This window comes from Algoriphagus marinus (assembly GCF_001936475.1).
GTDB classification, from domain to species: Bacteria; Bacteroidota; Bacteroidia; order Cytophagales; family Cyclobacteriaceae; genus Algoriphagus; species Algoriphagus marinus.
The window spans coordinates 930,427-948,343 of record NZ_MSPQ01000001.1 but is presented as its reverse complement, the minus strand read 5'-3'; the positions used below and the strand labels follow the sequence as shown (position 1 = coordinate 948,343).

The 17,917-nt window shown below is 40.2% G+C and carries 32 protein-coding genes; all 32 read right to left on the bottom strand.

From position 1 onward, the window contains the following. Positions 1-40 precede the first annotated feature (40 nt). On the bottom strand, positions 41-919 hold the full coding sequence (gene cysM, locus BVC88_RS04155) for a cysteine synthase CysM (RefSeq protein ID WP_075349353.1): 879 nt from the start codon (positions 917-919) through the stop codon (positions 41-43). Next, positions 906-1,751, bottom strand: a complete 846-nt coding sequence (gene epsC, locus BVC88_RS04150; protein ID WP_075349352.1) for a serine O-acetyltransferase EpsC — start codon at positions 1,749-1,751, stop codon at positions 906-908. The genes cysM and epsC overlap by 14 nt, the downstream gene beginning before the upstream one ends. A gap of 20 nt (positions 1,752-1,771) precedes the next feature. Next, positions 1,772-2,323, bottom strand: coding sequence for a hypothetical protein (locus BVC88_RS04145; protein ID WP_075349351.1), 552 nt, complete (start codon positions 2,321-2,323; stop codon positions 1,772-1,774). Further along, entirely contained in the window at positions 2,304-2,591 is a 288-nt protein-coding gene (locus BVC88_RS04140) for an FtsB family cell division protein (protein ID WP_075349350.1), read from the bottom strand. Before BVC88_RS04140 ends, BVC88_RS04145 begins: the two co-directional genes overlap by 20 nt. A 95-nt stretch (positions 2,592-2,686) precedes the next feature. Continuing rightward, complete coding sequence (eno, locus tag BVC88_RS04135) at positions 2,687-3,970, bottom strand: phosphopyruvate hydratase (RefSeq protein ID WP_075349349.1); 1,284 nt, start codon at positions 3,968-3,970, stop codon at positions 2,687-2,689. Between the two features lie 22 nt (positions 3,971-3,992). Then, positions 3,993-5,090 (bottom strand): glutamine-hydrolyzing carbamoyl-phosphate synthase small subunit, encoded by a 1,098-nt coding sequence (carA, locus tag BVC88_RS04130; RefSeq protein ID WP_075349348.1) that lies wholly within the window; start codon positions 5,088-5,090, stop codon positions 3,993-3,995. 119 nt (positions 5,091-5,209) lie between these two features. Continuing rightward, complete coding sequence (gene rplQ / locus BVC88_RS04125; RefSeq protein ID WP_075349347.1) at positions 5,210-5,752, bottom strand: 50S ribosomal protein L17; 543 nt, start codon at positions 5,750-5,752, stop codon at positions 5,210-5,212. A gap of 5 nt (positions 5,753-5,757) precedes the next feature. After that, positions 5,758-6,747, bottom strand: a complete 990-nt coding sequence (locus tag BVC88_RS04120; protein WP_075349346.1) for a DNA-directed RNA polymerase subunit alpha — start codon at positions 6,745-6,747, stop codon at positions 5,758-5,760. A 37-nt stretch (positions 6,748-6,784) separates the two neighbouring features. Beyond that, complete coding sequence (rpsD, locus tag BVC88_RS04115) at positions 6,785-7,390, bottom strand: 30S ribosomal protein S4 (RefSeq protein ID WP_075349345.1); 606 nt, start codon at positions 7,388-7,390, stop codon at positions 6,785-6,787. An 18-nt stretch (positions 7,391-7,408) separates the two neighbouring features. Continuing rightward, the gene (gene rpsK, locus BVC88_RS04110) at positions 7,409-7,807 is read right to left on the bottom strand and encodes a 30S ribosomal protein S11 (RefSeq protein WP_075349344.1); all 399 of its coding nucleotides are present in this window, start codon (positions 7,805-7,807) and stop codon (positions 7,409-7,411) included. Between the two features lie 14 nt (positions 7,808-7,821). After that, a complete protein-coding gene (rpsM, locus tag BVC88_RS04105; protein WP_075349343.1) occupies positions 7,822-8,199 on the bottom strand; it encodes a 30S ribosomal protein S13 in 378 nt (125 codons plus the stop codon). Positions 8,200-8,203: 4 nt separating this feature from the next. Beyond that, positions 8,204-8,320 (bottom strand): 50S ribosomal protein L36, encoded by a 117-nt coding sequence (gene rpmJ / locus BVC88_RS04100; protein ID WP_075349342.1) that lies wholly within the window; start codon positions 8,318-8,320, stop codon positions 8,204-8,206. Positions 8,321-8,326: 6 nt separating this feature from the next. Beyond that, entirely contained in the window at positions 8,327-8,545 is a 219-nt protein-coding gene (infA, locus tag BVC88_RS04095; protein WP_009034195.1) for a translation initiation factor IF-1, read from the bottom strand. Position 8,546: 1 nt separating this feature from the next. After that, the gene (gene map / locus BVC88_RS04090) at positions 8,547-9,320 is read right to left on the bottom strand and encodes a type I methionyl aminopeptidase (RefSeq protein WP_075349341.1); all 774 of its coding nucleotides are present in this window, start codon (positions 9,318-9,320) and stop codon (positions 8,547-8,549) included. Position 9,321: 1 nt separating this feature from the next. Next, on the bottom strand, positions 9,322-10,641 hold the full coding sequence (gene secY, locus BVC88_RS04085; protein WP_075349340.1) for a preprotein translocase subunit SecY: 1,320 nt from the start codon (positions 10,639-10,641) through the stop codon (positions 9,322-9,324). A 4-nt stretch (positions 10,642-10,645) separates the two neighbouring features. Continuing rightward, entirely contained in the window at positions 10,646-11,092 is a 447-nt protein-coding gene (gene rplO, locus BVC88_RS04080; RefSeq protein WP_075349339.1) for a 50S ribosomal protein L15, read from the bottom strand. 2 nt (positions 11,093-11,094) lie between these two features. Continuing rightward, the gene (rpmD, locus tag BVC88_RS04075; RefSeq protein WP_075349338.1) at positions 11,095-11,274 is read right to left on the bottom strand and encodes a 50S ribosomal protein L30; all 180 of its coding nucleotides are present in this window, start codon (positions 11,272-11,274) and stop codon (positions 11,095-11,097) included. A 5-nt stretch (positions 11,275-11,279) separates the two neighbouring features. Continuing rightward, on the bottom strand, positions 11,280-11,798 hold the full coding sequence (gene rpsE / locus BVC88_RS04070) for a 30S ribosomal protein S5 (protein WP_075349337.1): 519 nt from the start codon (positions 11,796-11,798) through the stop codon (positions 11,280-11,282). A gap of 6 nt (positions 11,799-11,804) precedes the next feature. Further along, positions 11,805-12,155 (bottom strand): 50S ribosomal protein L18, encoded by a 351-nt coding sequence (gene rplR / locus BVC88_RS04065; protein WP_075349336.1) that lies wholly within the window; start codon positions 12,153-12,155, stop codon positions 11,805-11,807. Positions 12,156-12,161: 6 nt separating this feature from the next. Then, complete coding sequence (gene rplF / locus BVC88_RS04060; protein ID WP_075349335.1) at positions 12,162-12,719, bottom strand: 50S ribosomal protein L6; 558 nt, start codon at positions 12,717-12,719, stop codon at positions 12,162-12,164. Between the two features lie 9 nt (positions 12,720-12,728). Continuing rightward, positions 12,729-13,124, bottom strand: coding sequence for a 30S ribosomal protein S8 (gene rpsH, locus BVC88_RS04055; protein ID WP_075349334.1), 396 nt, complete (start codon positions 13,122-13,124; stop codon positions 12,729-12,731). An 84-nt stretch (positions 13,125-13,208) separates the two neighbouring features. Next, positions 13,209-13,478 carry a 30S ribosomal protein S14 gene (gene rpsN, locus BVC88_RS04050; protein WP_075349333.1) on the bottom strand — a complete coding sequence of 90 codons (270 nt, stop codon included), beginning with the start codon at positions 13,476-13,478 and terminating at the stop codon, positions 13,209-13,211. A 3-nt stretch (positions 13,479-13,481) separates the two neighbouring features. Beyond that, positions 13,482-14,042: a 50S ribosomal protein L5 gene (gene rplE / locus BVC88_RS04045; protein ID WP_075349332.1), complete on the bottom strand. Its 561-nt coding sequence runs from the start codon at positions 14,040-14,042 to the stop codon at positions 13,482-13,484. After that, on the bottom strand, positions 14,035-14,379 hold the full coding sequence (gene rplX / locus BVC88_RS04040) for a 50S ribosomal protein L24 (RefSeq protein ID WP_075349331.1): 345 nt from the start codon (positions 14,377-14,379) through the stop codon (positions 14,035-14,037). Before rplX ends, rplE begins: the two co-directional genes overlap by 8 nt. Positions 14,380-14,381: 2 nt before the next feature. Beyond that, positions 14,382-14,750, bottom strand: a complete 369-nt coding sequence (gene rplN / locus BVC88_RS04035; protein WP_075349330.1) for a 50S ribosomal protein L14 — start codon at positions 14,748-14,750, stop codon at positions 14,382-14,384. A 2-nt stretch (positions 14,751-14,752) separates the two neighbouring features. Further along, on the bottom strand, positions 14,753-15,016 hold the full coding sequence (rpsQ, locus tag BVC88_RS04030; RefSeq protein WP_075349329.1) for a 30S ribosomal protein S17: 264 nt from the start codon (positions 15,014-15,016) through the stop codon (positions 14,753-14,755). A gap of 19 nt (positions 15,017-15,035) precedes the next feature. Further along, entirely contained in the window at positions 15,036-15,218 is a 183-nt protein-coding gene (gene rpmC / locus BVC88_RS04025; protein WP_075349328.1) for a 50S ribosomal protein L29, read from the bottom strand. A 9-nt stretch (positions 15,219-15,227) separates the two neighbouring features. After that, entirely contained in the window at positions 15,228-15,647 is a 420-nt protein-coding gene (rplP, locus tag BVC88_RS04020; protein ID WP_075349327.1) for a 50S ribosomal protein L16, read from the bottom strand. A gap of 23 nt (positions 15,648-15,670) precedes the next feature. Further along, entirely contained in the window at positions 15,671-16,402 is a 732-nt protein-coding gene (gene rpsC / locus BVC88_RS04015; protein WP_075349326.1) for a 30S ribosomal protein S3, read from the bottom strand. A 9-nt stretch (positions 16,403-16,411) separates the two neighbouring features. Further along, a complete protein-coding gene (gene rplV, locus BVC88_RS04010; protein WP_075349325.1) occupies positions 16,412-16,804 on the bottom strand; it encodes a 50S ribosomal protein L22 in 393 nt (130 codons plus the stop codon). A 2-nt stretch (positions 16,805-16,806) separates the two neighbouring features. Further along, positions 16,807-17,085 (bottom strand): 30S ribosomal protein S19, encoded by a 279-nt coding sequence (rpsS, locus tag BVC88_RS04005; protein WP_075349324.1) that lies wholly within the window; start codon positions 17,083-17,085, stop codon positions 16,807-16,809. 2 nt (positions 17,086-17,087) lie between these two features. Next, positions 17,088-17,912: a 50S ribosomal protein L2 gene (gene rplB / locus BVC88_RS04000; protein WP_075349323.1), complete on the bottom strand. Its 825-nt coding sequence runs from the start codon at positions 17,910-17,912 to the stop codon at positions 17,088-17,090. Between the last annotated feature and the right edge of the window lie 5 nt (positions 17,913-17,917).

Below are 17,917 nucleotides of genomic sequence, written 5' to 3'. Positions count from 1 at the left end.
TCACCCATTTTTTCAAGTTAAATACTTTTTCAAGTAAATTTCACCCAAACAGATCCGAGCTCAAATAGCGATCACCACGATCACAGGTAATGCAGACGATTAGTCCGGAGTCCAATGTTTTTGCAAGTTCCAGAGCGGCAAATAATGCTCCTCCACTACTCATTCCTGCAAGGATCCCCTCTTCTTTGGCCATTCGGCGAGTCATTGCTGTAGCTTGATCCTGACTCACATCAATCACCTGATCCACCCGAGAAGCATCAAAAATCTTGGGTAAAAATTCTTTGGACCACCTTCGGATCCCTGGGATACTGGATCCATCGGTAGGTTGGGTGCCGACGATTTGGATTGCGGGATTTTTCTCTTTGAGATATTTAGAAACTCCCATAATGGTCCCTGTAGTCCCCATTGCAGAGACGAAATGAGTTACTTTTCCATTTGTATCATTCCAGATTTCAGGACCAGTTGTCTTATAATGCGCCAGGTAATTATCCGGATTAGCAAATTGATCCAGCATGAAATACCCTTCGTTGGCATTCATTTCCTCAGCAAGGGTCCTAGAATACTCAATGGTTTTGGCAGCAGGGGTCAAAATGACTTTGGCCCCATAAGCTTCCATGGTCAAGACTCGTTCTTTGGTAGAATTATCCGGCATGATCAGCGTCATTTCCAGTCCAAGAACTTTGGCCACCATCGCCAGAGCGATTCCAGTATTTCCACTCGTAGCTTCGACCAATTTATCTCCTGATTTGATTTCTCCCCGCTCTAGTGCCGCTTGGAGCATATTAAAGGCTGCTCGATCTTTCACACTTCCGCCTGGATTTTGACCTTCCAGCTTGCATAGAATCTTTACATTCGGATTGGTAGGAATATGTTCCAATTCAATCAAAGGAGTATTCCCGATTAGTTCAACTAGTCGCATCTTCTTCGTTTTTAAAAATATATAAATCTGTCACTGCAGAATCTGAATGATACATCTGCGCTTGATAGTACACTTTGCTACCGGCGGGTACACTTTTGGTCAACCAGACATTCCCACCGATGACGCTGTTTTTACCAATTGTAGTTTTTCCTCCCAAAATCGTAGCACCAGCATAAATAACCACATAATCTTCGATGGTAGGATGGCGCTTTTTATCTGCATCAGCCTTTTCTACGCTAAGTGCTCCAAGTGTGACTCCCTGATAGATTTTGACATGATCACCGATTACAGTAGTCTCGCCGATTACCACTCCAGTACCATGATCAATACAGAAATATTGGCCTATGGTTGCTCCCGGGTGAATGTCAATTCCGGTACGGCTATGTGCCAATTCAGTAATCATTCGTGGGATAAGCTGGATTCGTTGGCGATGCATTTGATTGGCAATTCGATAGGCAGCAATCGCGTAAAAACCGGGATAACTCCGAAGAATCTCAGTTCTGGATTTAGCTGCCGGATCTCCGGCATACATCGCATCTATATCCTGATGCACCCAATCGTAGATACGTTCGAGGTTTTGGAAAAACTTCTGAGAAATCAATTCTGCCTTTCCCTCGAACAAATGTTTGTTTCTACTCAGAATCGAAGTAAAACTATTTTGAAGTTGATCCAATTTCGCTGACAACTCTTCCTTTTCACTGATTTTTTCTACTGTATACTCGGGGAAAAGCAATCCCAGTAATTCTTCAAAAAACTGTTTAATTACTTTTGGGGAAGGACAATCCGAGCATTCTTGGTGGGCAAGAAAGAGTTTTGAAATAAAAGAATCCATGAAGGTTTGACTAGGTTTGATTACAGTACAAAACCCACTCGAATCACATAAGGTTCACCATAGGGTGATCGAAGATTGTCATGCAGGACGTTGTACAAAAAAGTAAAATTAGCTCCGCCTCTAGGTCCAAATGGGGCAAAATATCCGCCGCCCAAAAAAAGTGCGTTAGACCAGATACGTTCAAAACGCTCAGATAGGAAATTATAATTGTCAAAATTGATGGATTCGTATTCTGCGTGAAGGAAAATATTAGGCAGGACGTTGTATCTGCTGAAGAGCCTACCGCCGTAGGAAGAGGTCTCTCCTCCGATATATCTTTGATCATTAAAGTACTGGTAGGTAATCCCTACTCCCGATGAGAATTTTGGAGTAATCATGACTCCTACTAAAGGTGAAACATCGATTAGAGTCACTGTACCGAACTGCATCCCGAAGTTTCCTCCAAAATAAAGCCTGTCCTTGAATGGAATACTATCACCAGGGTAGTATTCCCGCTGAGCCATGGAAGCGGAAGCCAAACCAATGAAAAAGATGAAAAATAATAGGAGTGTTTTACTTTTTGACAATAACATAGAGATCCTCAGTCGGTTTTTTCATTAGGTATCTTTCACGGGCAAACTTTTCCAAAAGTTCGGGATTACTCATTAACTCCTCACGTTCGGCATTAATTTTAGCTTTACGTTCCAAATAAAAGTCTCTTTGATCCTCCAGTGTGTTCAGTTTGCTGCTTAGTTTGACTTGATTGATCACACTATTAGAATCAATAAAAATCATCCAAGCGAGGAAAAATGCCAATCCTAAAAAGTAAAAATTCTTGGTGTATTTGAGGTACTTACTCATAAAGATTTCGATTTGCTGATCAAGTTACAAAAATGATGCAAAAAAAAGACAGCCCCGAAAGACTGTCTTCATTTTACATTTGATCAGAGAATTGATCAGGCAAATTTACCGTTGAATATCGCGGAATCTCCCAACTGCTCTTCGATGCGAAGCAATTGATTGTATTTAGCCATACGGTCAGAACGAGATGCGGAACCAGTCTTAATCTGTCCACAATTCAAAGCAACCGCTAAGTCAGCAATGGTAGAGTCTTCAGTTTCGCCAGATCGATGCGACATCACAGCTGTAAAACCAGCCTTATGAGCAAGATTTACTGCATTGATCGTTTCGGTAAGGGTACCGATCTGATTTACTTTGATCAAGATTGAGTTCGCTGATTTCTCCTCAATTCCTCTCTTCAGGAATTTCACGTTGGTTACAAAAAGATCATCACCTACCAATTGTACACGATCACCAATTTTCGCAGTAAGCATTGCCCAACCTTCCCAATCTTCTTCCGCACAACCATCCTCAATAGAGTCGATTGGGTATTTCTCGGAAAGTTCTGCAAGGTAATTCACCTGCTCCTCACGGCTTCTAGTTCTTCCTGTATCACCTTCAAATTTCTTATAATCATACTTTCCATCTTTAAAAAACTCAGAAGCAGCACAATCCAATGCGATAGTTACGTCTTTTCCAGCTTCGTATCCAGCTTTGGAAATCGCATCAAGAATACAGGCTAGTGCCTCTTCTGTTCCGCCGGAGAAATTTGGTGCAAAGCCACCTTCATCACCTACTGCAGTACTCAAGCCCTTGTCATGAAGGATTTTCTTTAGGTTATGAAAAATCTCAGTCCCCATTCGCATGGCTTCAGAGAAAGTAGGAGCTCCTACCGGACGGATCATAAACTCTTGGAAGGCAATTGGAGCATCTGAGTGAGAACCACCATTAATGATATTCATCATCGGAACTGGAAGCGTATTAGCGTTTACTCCGCCTACATATCTGTAAAGTGGTTGATTTGACTCCATTGCAGCCGCTTTGGCTACGGCCAATGAAACACCTAAGATTGCATTAGCGCCAAGCTTACTTTTATTGGGAGTTCCGTCCAACTCGATCATGATTTGATCGATTAGATTTTGCTCAAATACGTCAAAGCCAACTAGCTCAGAAGCAATAATGTCATTTACATTGGAAACAGCTTTCATCACTCCTTTGCCCATGTAAGCTTTTTTATCGCCGTCACGAAGCTCTACAGCTTCGTTGATACCAGTCGAAGCACCGCTAGGTACTGCTGCTCTGCCGAAGGCTCCGTTTTCGGTATATACATCCACCTCAACGGTTGGATTTCCTCTAGAGTCTAGAATTTGTCTTGCATGAATTGATTGAATCAACGTCATAGTTTTAAAAGGTTTATAGGATTTAATTTTGATTAATTAAAGAAATGAAATCATCGAAAAGATACCTCGAATCATGAGGACCTGGTGAAGATTCCGGGTGATATTGTACTGAAAAAGCAGGCTTATTTTTCAATCGGATTCCTGCAACAGTATTGTCATTCAAATGAACATGGGTAATTTCTACCTCTGGATTGTTCTCTGCATCTTCTCTAGTAATATTGAAACCGTGATTTTGTGAGGTAATTTCACTTTTTCCGGTTTTCAAATTTTTGATCGGATGATTCAATCCCCTATGTCCATGGTGCATCTTATATGTTGAAATCCCACAGGATTCAGCAAGAATCTGATGTCCAAGGCAGATCCCAAAAATAGGTTTGCCTGTTGCCAAAATATCTTTAGTCGTAGCCACTGCATATTCCATCACAGCAGGATCACCTGGTCCATTGGAAAGAAAATATGCATTAGGTGACCACGCTTCCATTTCGGAAAGTTTGGTTTTAGCAGGAAATACTTTACAGTATACTCCTCTGCTTGCAAGATTTCTAAGGATATTCCTTTTGATACCAAAATCAAGGCAGGCAACCTTTATAGAGGCATTTTCATCCCCGTAGAAATAAGGTTCCTGAGTACAGACTGCAGAAGAAAGTTCAAGACCATTCATGTCAGGAACCTTTTCGAGTTCAGCATAAAGACCTTCAAGGTTATCTTCAAATTCTGAACTGATGATGGCATTCATAGCTCCCTTGGATCTTATATGACGAACAAGTTTTCTTGTATCGATATCAGCAATACCGGTAATCTCATTTTTTACCAAATAATCCTGAAGTGATCCGTCAGCATCCAATCTGGAATACACATCAGAGAAGCTGTTAACCACAATCCCTCCAATAGTGGGATGATCAGATTCTACCTCTTCATCAATTACACCATAGTTCCCGATATGAGAGGTAGTAGTGACAATTATCTGACCGGTGTAAGATGGATCTGTATAAATCTCTTGATACCCGGTCATTCCAGTGTTGAAGCAAATTTCGCCACCATTTGTTCCAGGGTTTCCAATCAATGAACCGTGAAAAACAGTTCCATCCGCTAAGAGTAAAGTTGCTTTTTGTTTAATCATCGTTCTTTTTGAGTTGTCCAAAGTTAAATATTTATTGGGAAGGATTAGGATAGAAAAGGGTATAAAAAAAGGATTGAACGAATGTCCAATCCTTTGATATAGTCAGCAAGGGCTTCAACTTATTTTTCTTCAGTTTCGCCTTCAGATGAATCTTCTTTTGCCTCAGGAGCACTAGGCTCTTCAGCTTTAGCTTCTACAGCAGGAGTTTCTACTTTCGCATCAGAAGCTGAAGCAGTTGTAGAAGTACCTCTTCTAGATCTTCTAGTAGTCTTTTTCGCAGGCTTAGCATCCTTAAGCATCAATTCGTTAAAGTCTACCAATTCAATGATACACATTTCTGCGTTGTCACCTAATCTAAAACCTGTCTTGATGATTCGGGTATATCCTCCTGGACGATTTGCTACTTTCTCAATTACTCCTCCAAATAATTCGATGATTGCCTCTTTATTTTTCAAATAAGAGAAAGCCATACGTCTATTGTGAGTAGTATCCTCTTTAGCTCTAGTCACAAGAGGTTCCAAATATTTCTTCAATTCTTTTGCCTTGGCAAGCGTGGTGGAGATACGCTTGTGAAGAATCAGCGAAGTCGCCATATTAGAAAGCATTGCCTTTCGGTGAGCAGCCTTCCTTCCAAGGTGGTTAAATTTCTTACCGTGTCTCATATTAATTATTCTTCATCAAGTTTATATTTTGAAATATCCATTCCAAAAGTCAATCCTTTATCTTGGATAAGCTGCTCTAATTCTGCAAGCGATTTCTTACCAAAGTTTCTGAATTTCATCATATCAGAAATTTCAAGTCTGGCAAGATCTCCTAAAGTCTTCACATCAGCTGCTTTAAGACAGTTGAATGCTCTAACCGATAGGTCAAGATCACTCAATGAAGTCTTCAACAATTTTCTCATGTGCAAGAACTCTTCGTCGATAGGCTCCGGCTCAGCAACTCCAGTTGAATCAAGGACCATAGTTTGGTCAGAGAATAACATAAAGTGTTGAATCAAAATTTTAGCAGACTCTTGAAGTGCTTTCTCAGGATGGATAGAACCATCTGTAGAAACTTCAAGGATCAATTTTTCGAAGTCAGTCTTCTGTTCCACTCGGGTATTTTCTACGCTATACTTCACGTTCTTAATAGGAGTGAAAATAGCATCGATTGCGATGGTTCCGAAGATTTGTTCTTTTGGCTTGGACTCCTCAGCTGGTAGGTATCCTCTTCCTTTTTCGACTACCAATTCCATCTCAAAGTTCTTAGCCTCGTCGATATGACAAATCACTAAATCTGGATTTAGAATTTCGAAGGAAGATGTGAACTTGGCGATGTCCCCTGCAGTCAAAACAGATTGGTTTTTGATCTCTACGGTGATTTTTCCGTCAAATGCTTCATGCACTTTCTTGAATCTCACTTGCTTCAAGTTCAAAATAATATCTGTCACGTCTTCAACTACACCTTCGATGGTAGAAAATTCATGCACTACACCAGGGATCTTAACCGAAGTGATTGCATAACCTTCCAAAGAAGAAAGCAAAATTCTTCTTAGGGCGTTACCAATAGTAACTCCATAGCCTTTTTCGAGTGGTTTGAAAGTGAATAAGCCATGAAAGTCATCGGCCTTTTCCATAACCACTTTCTCGGGCATTTGAAATGCTAGAATGGACATATATCTCGTTCTTTTTTAAAAGCTGAAAATATTAAAATTACTTAGAGTAAAGTTCGACAATGAGTTGTTCCTTGATATTCTCAGGAATATCATCTCTACCTGGTACACTGACGAATTTGCCGGTCAACGACGTGCCATCCCACTCTAACCAAGGATATTTGTTTGCACCTCTACCAGCTAAGCTACTAGTGATTGCTTCAAGAGACTTTGAACGCTCTCTTACTGAAACCACATCACCTGGCTTAAGTGTATAAGATGGAATATTTACCACATCACCATTCACAAGAATATGCTTGTGTGAAACGAGCTGTCTAGCTCCTCTTCTAGTTGGAGAAATACCCATTCTGTACACAGTATTGTCTAATCTTCCTTCTAGAAGCTGAAGTAGGTTCTCACCTGTTATTCCAGATTTTCTAGAAGCAATACCAAACATTTTTGCGAATTGTCTCTCCAATACACCATAGATGTATTTTGCTTTTTGCTTTTCAGCAAGCTGGATAGCGTATTCTGACTGCTTTTTTCTTCTACCTCTACCATGCTGTCCTGGAGGGTAATTCTTTTTCTGTAGCGCTTTGCTATGCCCTTCGATAGGCTCACCAAATTTTCTGGCGATCTTTGCTTTAGGACCTGTATATCTAGCCATTCTGTTACAATTTTATAATTAAACTCTTCTACGCTTAGGAGGACGACAGCCATTGTGTGGCATAGGTGTCACGTCTATTATAGTCGTCACATCTAATCCTACGTTTTGCAACGTTCTGATCGCTGATTCACGACCAGCACCTGGACCTTTTACAAAAACTTCGATTTTTCTCAAACCTAAGTCGTATGCTACCTGCCCGCAATTTTGAGCGGCCATTTGTGCTGCGTAAGGAGTGTTTTTCTTCGATCCTCTGAAACCCATTTTACCGGCAGAGGCCCAAGATATCACTTGTCCTGCATTATTGGTAATTGAGATGATGATATTGTTGAAGGAGGCTTTGATGTGTACCTGCCCTACAGCTTCTACCTTTACTACTCTCTTTTTACCCTTTGCTTTATCGTTTCTTTTCTGAGCCATAATCTAATCAGGTTTTATTTAGTTGCTTTCTTTTTGTTGGCAACTGTTTTTCTCTTACCCTTCCTTGTTCTGGCATTGTTCTTAGTCTTCTGACCACGAACAGGAAGTCCTTTTCTGTGTCTCAACCCTCTGTAACAACCGATATCAAGCAGTCGTTTGATGTTCAATTGGACTTCTGACTTCAGAACACCTTCTGTTCTGAATTCTTCAGCAATAATGTTACGAATAGCGGTTGATTCATCATCATCCCACTCACCTGCCTTTTTATCGAAAGAGATACCGGCCTTGCTAAGGATAGCTTTAGCAGAACTTCTTCCAATTCCGAAGATATAGGTAAGTCCGATTTCGCCTCGCTTATTGTCTGGTATGTCTACACCTGCAATTCTAGCCATAATCTTAACCTTGTCTTTGTTTAAACTTTGGATTCTTCTTATTGATGACATAAAGGACCCCTTTTCTACGGATCAACTTACAGTCAACACTTCTCTTTTTGATAGATGTCTTTACTTTCATATCAGTTTATTTATATCGATATACTATTCTACCTTTTGATAAATCATAGGGAGATAATTCCAATTTAACTTTGTCTCCAGGAAGGATCTTAATATAATTCATCCTCATTTTCCCAGAAATATGAGCGATCAATTGATGTCCATTTTCTAGTTCTACCTTAAACATTGCATTAGATAATGCTTCTACGATAGTTCCGTCTTGCTCTATTGATGTCTGTTTAGCCATATTAGAATTTAAAATTCTCTTCTATGTATTTATGGGTTGTCAAAACCTCTGTTCTATCTTCAAATATCGCAACTGTGTGCTCATAGTGTGCAGATGCTTTTCGATCCGCAGTACGAATCGTCCATCCATCTCTTTCCTGAACAATATTTCTACTGCCAAGATTAACCATAGGCTCAATTGCGATTACCATTCCACTTTTTAATAATGGTCCGCTACCTTTTTTACCATAATTCGGAACTTCAGGAGATTCATGAAGGCTCTTCCCTAAACCATGTCCAACTAATTCACGGACAACCGTGTAACCTTTAGCTTCAACATACTTTTGAATAGCATTACCAATATCACCTACTCGATTACCAAATTTGGCTTGCTCAATACCAAGATAAAGTGAATCTTTAGTAGCTTTTAAGAGCTCAATAATAGCCGGAGAGACCTCACCAATAGGGTACGTATAAGCGGAATCGCTATGAAAACCTTGGTGAAAGACTCCACAATCAACTGAGATTATATCGCCATCTTTCAATTCATAATCGCTGGGAAATCCATGGACAACCACTTCATTCACTGAAATACATAAAGAGGAAGGAAATCCATTGTATCCTTTGAAGGATGGAACTGCCTTATTATCCCTAATATACTCTTCAGCAATCTTATCTAGAAAAGAGGTCTTTACCCCTTCTTTAACATACTTAGCTACTTCTCCATGAGCTTTTGCTAATATGTCTGCACTCTCTTTTATTAACTTAACTTCCTCTGAAGTCTTGTAATGAATCATCTTAAGCTACTTGGTAATTAGAAGGATTATTCTTCATATTACCACTCTTCATCATTCCCTCGTAATGTCTCATCAATAAATAACTCTCAATTTGTCTAAGCGTATCCATGATCACTCCAACCATAATTAGCAATGAAGTACCTCCATAGAATTGTGCGAACTCAGCACCAACACCAGAAATAATCGCTAATGCTGGCAAGATAGCGACAGCAGCTAGCAGAATAGAACCTGGTAAAGTAATCTTAGAAATAATTCCATCTATAAACTCAGAAGTCGGAGCACCAGGTTTTATTCCCGGAACAAATCCACCATTTCGTTTCATATCCTCAGCAATTTGCTCCGGATTGACGGTTATTGCCGTGTAAAAGAATGTGAAAATGATAATCATCGCTGCAAATAATAAATTGTACTGCCAAGAAGTGAAATCACTAAATGTTGTACCGATATAGTTTGCAATGTCATTATCCTGAGCCCAAATCTGAGCGATTAAAGCAGGGACAAACATTAAAGATTGAGCGAAAATGATCGGCATTACACCTGAAGCATTGACTTTAATAGGGATGTATTGACGTTGACCTCCGTATACTTTACCGCCTACTACTTGTTTTGCATACTGAACAGGAATTCTTCTTGTAGCCTCTGTAAGAGCAATTACCCCTACAACTACAAAGAATAAAACACCTGCTTCAATAAGCAATAATAGCATTCCAGAACCACCTTTTTCAACACCTTCTGCAATGAGAGCACCAGGAAATCTAGAGATAATTCCAATCATGATAAGCATAGAGATACCGTTTCCAATACCTTTTTCTGTGATTTTCTCACCAAGCCACATACAAAACATGGTACCTGCTGATAACAACACAAGAGAGCTAACCATAAACAGTGAAGTGCTAATCATTACTGCACCAGTCGGGATAATCGTGGCACTCACGTAACCAATACCCTGAGCGATCGTAATCAGAATGGTTAATACCCGAGTGATCTGGTTGATTCTCTTCCTTCCAGACTCACCCTCTTTCTGCATCTTTTGAAAGTAGGGAACTCCGACAGTAAGCAACTGCAAAACAATGGATGCAGAGATATATGGCATGATACCCAATCCAAAGATGGATGCATTACTAAACGCACCACCAAGGAATGTATCTATCAATCCAAAGATACCTTCTTGAGGACCTCCCAATTTGGAAGGATCCACTCCAGGAAGTACTACATAAGAACCTAATCTAAATATGATCAGAAAACCGATCGTATTCATGATTCTCACTCGTAGGTCTTCGATGGAGAAAATATTCTTAACTGTCGAAATAAACTTTTTCATTAATTCAAATCTGGTTTACCGATCCACCAACATTCTCAATAGCAGCTACAGCTGAAGCAGAGAATTTGTGAGCGGACACGTCTAATTTGGACTTCAATTCTCCTCCACCGAGGATTTTGATTTTGTCATTTTTTGAAGCAATACCATGAGCAACTAGAGCTTCCATGTTTATCACATCGAGGCTGTATTGTTCAGATAAGCCTTGCAAGGTATCCAAATTTACTGGCTTATATTCAACTCTGTTCAAGCTTTTAAAGCCAAACTTAGGAACTCTTCTTTGAAGAGGCATTTGACCACCTTCAAAACCAAGTTTAGACTTATATCCAGATCTTGATTTAGCTCCTTTATGACCTCTTGTTGAAGTCCCTCCTCTTCCTGAACCTGTACCTCTACCAATTCTCTTACGATTTTTGGTAGATCCTTCAGCTGGGGTTAATGTATGCAATTTCATAATTAAGCTTCCTCCACTTTTACAAGGTGATTAACTTTATTTACCATTCCAGCAATCTGAGGTGTATTTTCTACAACAACAGATTTGCTGATTCTACCAAGGCCTAAAGCAGTAATAGTAGCTTTCTGATCCTTTGGTCTGTCAATGATGCTTTTTGTCTGAGTGATTTTGATCTTAGCCATGATAATTATCCGTTAAATACTTTAGACATTTTCACACCTCTCTGCTGTGACACAGAAATCGCATCCCTAAGTTGAACAAGTGCATCAATTGTAGCTTTCACTACGTTATGGGGATTAGATGATCCTTTTGATTTAGCTAGTACATCTGTAACGCCTGCACTTTCCAATACAGCACGCATTGCACCACCAGCAATAACACCAGTACCTGCAGCAGCTGGTTTGATCAAAACAAATCCACCACCGAACTTACCAAGTTGCTCGTGAGGAATAGTGCCCTTTAAAACTGGTACTTTTACCAAGTTTTTCTTTGCGTCTTCGATGCCTTTGGTGATAGCGTCAGTTACTTCATTGGCTTTACCCAAACCATAACCTACCACACCTTGACCATCTCCTACTACAACTATAGCTGAAAAAGAGAATCTTCTACCACCTTTAACCACTTTGGCTACCCGGTTGATTGCAACTACTTTTTCTTTTAAGTCTGTATCTGTAGCCCTAATAGGCTTTCTTCTTAATTGAGACATAACGGATTAAAATTTAAGGCCTCCCTCTCTAGCACCATCTGCTAAAGCTTTCACGTTTCCGTGATATAGGTAACCATTTCTGTCAAAAACGACTTCGTTTACTCCATTTGCTACAGCTCTTTCAGCAAGTTTTTTCCCTACTTCCTTAGATACTGAAACATTTGTGTTGGCTTTTGCTCCCAATTCTTTGGAAGACGCATGTGCCAAAGTATGACCTTTAAGATCATCAACAAGCTGCGCATAGATGCCTGTATTGCTTTTGAATACTGACAAACGAGGTCTGGAATCTGTACCAGAAATCTTTCTTCTGATACCTTGCTTGATTCTAAGTCTTCTGGAACTCTTATTAAATGCCATAACTTATTATTTTTTACCGGCAGTCTTACCAGCCTTACGTCTAACTTGTTCACCAACGAAGCGCACACCTTTACCTTTATAAGGCTCAACCTTACGAAGAGATTTGATTTTTGCAGCTATCTGTCCTATCAATTCCTTATCAATAGATTCCAAAGTAATAATTGGATTTTTACCTTTTGCAGTCTCTGTCTTCAAAGACACTTCATTCGGAAGCGCAAAGAAAATACTGTGGGAATAACCAAGGTTAAGTTCTAAAACTTGTCCTTGATTTGACGCTTTGAAACCTACACCAACAAGTTCCAAATCCTTCTTGTAACCTTCAGATACACCAATTACCATGTTATTGATAAGGGATCTGTAAAGCCCGTGAAAAGATTTGTGTCTTTTGGAATCAGTAGGTCTAGCAACAACGATTTCGTTGTTTTCTACTTTTACCTTGATATCAGGATTAACCTCCTGAACAAGAGTACCCTTAGGACCTTTAACAGTCACAACTCCATGAGCTGAGACGTCTACAGTAACACCGCTGGGTACATTTATTGATTTTTTACCTATTCTAGACATGATAGTAAATTAATATACGTAGCAAAGAACTTCTCCACCTACACCCTCAGTCCGGGCCTCTTTATCGGTCATTACACCTTTAGAGGTAGATACGATTGCTATTCCCAAGCCATTAATTACTCTTGGAAGCTCCGTATGTTTAACATATTTTCTGAGACCTGGCGTACTAACACGCTTTAGGCTTACGATTGCGTTCTGCTTCGTCGTAGGGTTAAATTTCAGTGCAATTTTGATCGTTCCCTGAGGACCGTTTTCTTCAAATTTGTAATTCTGAATATATCCTTTGTCGTGCAATACTTTCGTAATCTCCTTCTTGATATTAGAAGCAGGTATCTCAACGATTCGGTGAGATGCTTTGATCGCATTTCTCAACCTAGTCAGATAATCAGCTATTGGATCAGTCATGATATTTTTTAAGTCTAGCTACACCCGTTTTGGGCGTGCAAAGTTACGAATTGATTTTTATAATAAAAACTACTGTCGTTTTATTTACCAGCTGGACTTTGTCACTCCAGGGATCTTGCCTGCTGAGGCCATTTCTCTGAAGGTCACCCTGTTGATACCGAATTTTCTCATGTAGCCTTTTGGACGACCAGTAAGCTTGCATCTATTATGAAGTCTTACAGGTGATGCGTTTTTTGGAAGTTTGTCAAGTGCTTCATAATCACCAGCAGCTTTAAGGGCTGCTCTTTTATCAGCATACTTGGCTACCAGACGCTCTCTTTTTCTCTCACGAGCTTTGATGGACTCTCTTGCCATGATTTAGTCTTCTTTAGTGTTTTTAACGAAAGGCATTCCGAAAGCTCTCATTAGTTCCAAGCTTTCCTCATCTGAATTTGCAGAAGTGACAAAAGTTATGTCCATTCCTGAAATTCTATTTACTTTCTCGATGCTAATCTCAGGGAAAATGATTTGCTCCTGTACCCCTAGGGTATAGTTACCTCTTCCATCAAATCCCTTATCAGATATGCCTTTGAAATCTCTTACTCTAGGAAGCGCGACTGTCATTAGACGATCAAGAAATTCATACATCATGTCACCTCTTAGGGTAACTTTGGCTCCAATTGGCATACCTTCTCTCAACTTGAAGTTAGAGACTGAAGTTTTAGCTTTAGTAGAGACAGCTCTCTGACCAGTGATCAAGGAAAGTTCTTCAACCCCTTGGTCAACTAATTTCTTGTCTGCAACAGCAGCACCGATACCTTTATTAATGACTATTTTAGTCAATTTAGGAACCTGCATTACAGAGGAATATTGAAACTTCTCTTTCAACGCTGGAACGATATCGTTCAAATATTTTTGTTTGATTCTAGGATTAGCCATTGATCACCTCCCCGGTTTTCTTAGAGTATCTTACTAATTTTCCATTCTCACCTGCTTTACGACCAGTTCTGGTAGTTTCTCCTGTTTTAGGATCTACAAGCATTAGGTTACTAATGTGCATTGAAGCTTCCTTTTTATCGATTCCGCCTTGAGGCTTAGCTGCAGTAGGTTTAACATGTTTTGTAATCATGTTAAGACCTTCAACAATAGCTCTGCTTTTTTGCTTATCAACTGAAAGTACTTTTCCTGTTTTGCCTTTATCATCTCCTGCAATCACCTTTACAGTATCACCGGTTTTGATATGAAGCTTTGTTTGCTTGTTCATTTTTCTTTCCATGATTACAATACTTCAGGGGCCAATGAAACGATTTTCATAAACTGCTTCTCTCTCAACTCTCTTGCAACTGGGCCGAAGATACGAGTACCTCTTGGCTCGTCATTGTTGTTCAATAAAACAGCTGCGTTGTCCTCGAATCGGATATAAGAACCGTCTTTTCTTCTTATTTCTTTTCTAGTTCGGACAATAACCGCTTTTGAAACGGTACCTTTTTTCATATTGCTGGACGAAAGGGCTGATTTAACAGTCACTACAACTTTGTCACCAATTGAAGCATATCGCTTCTTGGTTCCACCCAACACACGGATTACCAATACCTCTTTGGCACCTGAGTTATCCGCTACGCTTAGTCTGGATTCTTGCTGTATCATAATTATTTAGCCCTTTCAATAATTTCAACTACTCTCCAACGCTTGTTTTTACTCAGCGGACGAGTTTCGCTGATTTTCACCGTGTCACCAGGGTTACATTCATTTTTCTCGTCATGAGCCATCAATTTGGTAGTTTTGGAAATAAACTTCCCGTACATAGCGTGCTTTACGCGACGCTCAACTGCTACGGTAATGGATTTATCCATCTTGTTACTTACCACTTTACCAATTCTTTCTTTTCGAAGATTTCTCTCTATCGTAGCCATTTTTTTTTCTGTTAGCTAGTTATTTGGCAGCCAATGCAGTCTTTAATCTTGCGATAAAGCGCTTGGTCTCGCGGATTCTATTAGGATTCTCTATTGGAGAAATTGAGTGAGCAAACCGTAGTTTGGTCAGGTTCTCTTTCTCTGCGACTACTCGCTCTGCAATTTCACTTGCGGAAAGTGAATTGATCTCGGTATTTTTCATAGTGCTATATTATTCAGCGTAATCTCTACGAACAACAAATCGGGTACTTACCGGCAGCTTCTGCTGGGCAAGTCTCAACGCTTCCTGAGCGGTTTCCAAGCTTACGCCTGTTGCCTCGAAAAGAATTGTTCCTGGTTTGATAACTGCGACCCAATATTCAGGAGCACCTTTACCTTTACCCATACGAACCTCTGCGGGCTTCTTTGTGATCGGTTTGTCAGGAAAAATTCTGATCCAAACTTGACCTTCTCTTTTCATCGCTCTCGTCATTGCGATACGAGCTGCCTCGATCTGACGGGAGGTGATCCATCCTGGCTCAAGGGATTTGATGCCAAAGTTGCCAAAAGAAAGCGAATGCCCTCTTTGTGCAAGACCTTTGACACGACCCTTGTGCATTTTCCTATATTTAGTTCTTTTTGGCTGTAACATGAGTTCTCACTTATGGGTGAAAATTAGTTATTTCTTTTTCTTCGTCTAGGACCATTATCTCTCTTAGGACCTGCATTACGTGGGCCTTTAGGCTCATTAGCAGCACCTTGGTTTGGAGAAAGATCTCTCTTTCCGTAAACCTCACCTTTGAAAATCCATACCTTGATTCCGATAATTCCATAGACTGTTTTAGCCTCGGAAAGTGCGTAATCAATATCTGCTCTCAAAGTATGAAGAGGAATTCTTCCTTCTTTGTACATTTCAGATCGAGCCATTTCAGCTCCACCTAGACGTCCTGAAAGTTTAACTTTAATTCCTTCTGCACCCACTCTCATGGTCGCTGCAATGGATTGCTTCATTGCTCTTCTGAAAGAAATTCTTGCTTGAAGTTGCTGAGCGATTGACTCACCTACTAATTTAGCATCCATTTCTGGTCGCTTAATTTCAAAGATATTTATCTGAATATCCTTGTTGGTGATTTTTTTCAATTCCTCTTTCAGCTTATCTACTTCGGCTCCACCTTTACCAATTACGACTCCTGGACGGGCAGTATGAATTGTCAATGTAATTCTCTTAAGCGTTCGCTCAATGATTACCTTGGAAATTCCTCCCTTAGGGATTCTGGCAAGGACGTACTTACGGATTTGCTGATCTTCGTATAGTTTTTCAGCGAAGTCTTTCCCACCATACCAGTTGGAATCCCAGCCTTTGACTACACCAAGTCTAAATCCTATTGGGTTGATCTTTTGTCCCATAGTCTGTTCTTAATTTGCCTTTTCGTTTGTTTCTACTACATCAGCGGTAACGTCCTGATCGATGAATGCATCAACTACCAAGGTTACATGATTTGATCTTTTGCGGATTCTATGTCCTCTACCTTGAGGGGCAGGTCTTAATCTCTTAAGAGATCTACCCTCATCAACCATTACAGTTTTGATGAATAGGTCAGCTTCTTCCAACTTAGCATCCGGGTTTTTTGCCTGCCAGTTAGCTACTGCTGAAAGCAGCAATTTCTCTAGTCTAAGGGCACCGTGATTTGGAGTAAACTTCAAAATGCTAAGTGCTAATCCTACTCTCTTGCCTCTGACAAGGTCAGCCACAAGGCGCATTTTACGCGGAGAAGTAGGAACGTTATTTAATCTTGCTATTGCTTCCATGATTATCTCTTTCCTTTATCTTTTTTGGCGATGTGGCCTCTGAAATTTCTGGTAGGAGCAAATTCACCTAGCTTATGACCTACCATGTTGTCTGTTACAAATACTGGAATGAACTTATTCCCATTATGCACAGCGAAGGTATGTCCTACGAAATCTGGAGAAATCATTGATTTTCTTGACCAAGTCTTGATTACAGACTTCTTTCCTGATTCGTTCAATGCATCCACCTTTTTTACTAAATGGTGCTCGATGTAAGGACCTTTTTTTAATGAACGTGCCATAATTATTTAGATCTTTTGCTAATGATGAACTTGTTTGAATACTTCTTCGGAGATCTGGTTTTCTTACCTTTAGACAAAAGACCTTTTCTTGATCTTGGATGTCCTCCAGAAGAACGACCTTCACCACCACCCATAGGGTGATCGACTGGGTTCATAGCCACACCTCTTGTACGAGGTCTAACTCCAAGCCATCTCTTACGACCAGCTTTTCCCAATACTACGTTCATATGGTCTCCATTTGATACTGTACCAACAGTAGCCATACAAACTCCTAAAACCATTCTCATCTCGCCTGAAGGAAGCTTCACAGTCACGTATTTCCCTTCACGGGCTACGATCTGCGCATATCCTCCAGCACTTCTTACCATAGCTGCACCTTTATTAGGTTTCAATTCCACACAGTGTACAATTGTACCCATTGGAATATTCTCCAGATGCATAGCGTTGCCCACTTCTGGTGCAACTTTCTCACCGGAAATCACTGTTTGTCCTACTGACAAACCTTCCGGAGCGATAATGTAGGTTTTAGCACCGTCAGCGTAATAAAGTAGGGCTAGACGAGCCGTTCTGTTTGGATCGTACTCAATGCTCTTTACAGTAGCTGGTACACCAAACTTGTTTCTTTTGAAGTCTACAATTCTGAGTCTTCTTTTATGACCTCCACCGATATAGCGAGCAGTCATTTTACCTTCATTATTTCTTCCTCCTGATTTCTTCAATGGAGCAAGTAGAGACTTCTCTGGCTTAGCCGAGGTAATCTCGGTGAAAGCTGGAGCTACTCTAAATCTCGTTCCAGGAGTAACAGGGTTTAACTTTTTAATTGCCATGATAT

Bases quoted from the DNA above. Each gene is read 5' to 3' on its own strand.
- BVC88_RS04120 (WP_075349346.1), bottom strand. From the start codon at position 6,747: ATGTCCATTCTAGCATTTCAAATGCCCGAGAAAGTGGTTATGGAAAAG.
- rplP (WP_075349327.1), bottom strand. From the start codon at position 15,647: ATGTTACAGCCAAAAAGAACTAAATATAGGAAAATGCACAAGGGTCGT.
- carA (WP_075349348.1), bottom strand. From the start codon at position 5,090: ATGATTAAACAAAAAGCAACTTTACTCTTAGCGGATGGAACTGTTTTT.
- rpsN (WP_075349333.1), bottom strand. From the start codon at position 13,478: ATGGCAAGAGAGTCCATCAAAGCTCGTGAGAGAAAAAGAGAGCGTCTG.
- rplB (WP_075349323.1), bottom strand. From the start codon at position 17,912: ATGGCAATTAAAAAGTTAAACCCTGTTACTCCTGGAACGAGATTTAGA.
- BVC88_RS04140 (WP_075349350.1), bottom strand. From the start codon at position 2,591: ATGAGTAAGTACCTCAAATACACCAAGAATTTTTACTTTTTAGGATTG.
- infA (WP_009034195.1), bottom strand. From the start codon at position 8,545: ATGGCTAAACAGACATCAATAGAGCAAGACGGAACTATCGTAGAAGCA.
- rplX (WP_075349331.1), bottom strand. From the start codon at position 14,379: ATGGAAAGAAAAATGAACAAGCAAACAAAGCTTCATATCAAAACCGGT.
- rplE (WP_075349332.1), bottom strand. From the start codon at position 14,042: ATGGCTAATCCTAGAATCAAACAAAAATATTTGAACGATATCGTTCCA.
- rplF (WP_075349335.1), bottom strand. From the start codon at position 12,719: ATGTCTAGAATAGGTAAAAAATCAATAAATGTACCCAGCGGTGTTACT.
- cysM (WP_075349353.1), bottom strand. From the start codon at position 919: ATGCGACTAGTTGAACTAATCGGGAATACTCCTTTGATTGAATTGGAA.
- BVC88_RS04145 (WP_075349351.1), bottom strand. From the start codon at position 2,323: ATGTTATTGTCAAAAAGTAAAACACTCCTATTATTTTTCATCTTTTTC.
- rpmJ (WP_075349342.1), bottom strand. From the start codon at position 8,320: ATGAAAGTAAAGACATCTATCAAAAAGAGAAGTGTTGACTGTAAGTTG.
- rpsD (WP_075349345.1), bottom strand. From the start codon at position 7,390: ATGGCTAGATATACAGGTCCTAAAGCAAAGATCGCCAGAAAATTTGGT.
- rplV (WP_075349325.1), bottom strand. From the start codon at position 16,804: ATGGAAGCAATAGCAAGATTAAATAACGTTCCTACTTCTCCGCGTAAA.
- epsC (WP_075349352.1), bottom strand. From the start codon at position 1,751: ATGGATTCTTTTATTTCAAAACTCTTTCTTGCCCACCAAGAATGCTCG.
- rpsC (WP_075349326.1), bottom strand. From the start codon at position 16,402: ATGGGACAAAAGATCAACCCAATAGGATTTAGACTTGGTGTAGTCAAA.
- rpmD (WP_075349338.1), bottom strand. From the start codon at position 11,274: ATGGCTAAGATCAAAATCACTCAGACAAAAAGCATCATTGACAGACCA.
- rpsH (WP_075349334.1), bottom strand. From the start codon at position 13,124: ATGACTGATCCAATAGCTGATTATCTGACTAGGTTGAGAAATGCGATC.
- rplQ (WP_075349347.1), bottom strand. From the start codon at position 5,752: ATGAGACACGGTAAGAAATTTAACCACCTTGGAAGGAAGGCTGCTCAC.
- rplN (WP_075349330.1), bottom strand. From the start codon at position 14,750: ATGATACAGCAAGAATCCAGACTAAGCGTAGCGGATAACTCAGGTGCC.
- secY (WP_075349340.1), bottom strand. From the start codon at position 10,641: ATGAAAAAGTTTATTTCGACAGTTAAGAATATTTTCTCCATCGAAGAC.
- rpsS (WP_075349324.1), bottom strand. From the start codon at position 17,085: ATGGCACGTTCATTAAAAAAAGGTCCTTACATCGAGCACCATTTAGTA.
- map (WP_075349341.1), bottom strand. From the start codon at position 9,320: ATGATTCATTACAAGACTTCAGAGGAAGTTAAGTTAATAAAAGAGAGT.
- rpmC (WP_075349328.1), bottom strand. From the start codon at position 15,218: ATGAAAAATACCGAGATCAATTCACTTTCCGCAAGTGAAATTGCAGAG.
- rplO (WP_075349339.1), bottom strand. From the start codon at position 11,092: ATGAAATTGCATACATTAACCCCAGCTGAAGGATCTACCAAAAATCGT.
- rpsQ (WP_075349329.1), bottom strand. From the start codon at position 15,016: ATGGCTACGATAGAGAGAAATCTTCGAAAAGAAAGAATTGGTAAAGTG.
- eno (WP_075349349.1), bottom strand. From the start codon at position 3,970: ATGACGTTGATTCAATCAATTCATGCAAGACAAATTCTAGACTCTAGA.
- rpsK (WP_075349344.1), bottom strand. From the start codon at position 7,807: ATGGCTCAGAAAAGAAACGATAAAGCAAAGGGTAAAAAGAGAGTAGTA.
- rplR (WP_075349336.1), bottom strand. From the start codon at position 12,155: ATGGCATTTAATAAGAGTTCCAGAAGACTTAGAATCAAGCAAGGTATC.
- rpsM (WP_075349343.1), bottom strand. From the start codon at position 8,199: ATGGCTAGAATTGCAGGTGTAGACATACCAGACAATAAGCGAGGCGAA.
- rpsE (WP_075349337.1), bottom strand. From the start codon at position 11,798: ATGTCTCAATTAAGAAGAAAGCCTATTAGGGCTACAGATACAGACTTA.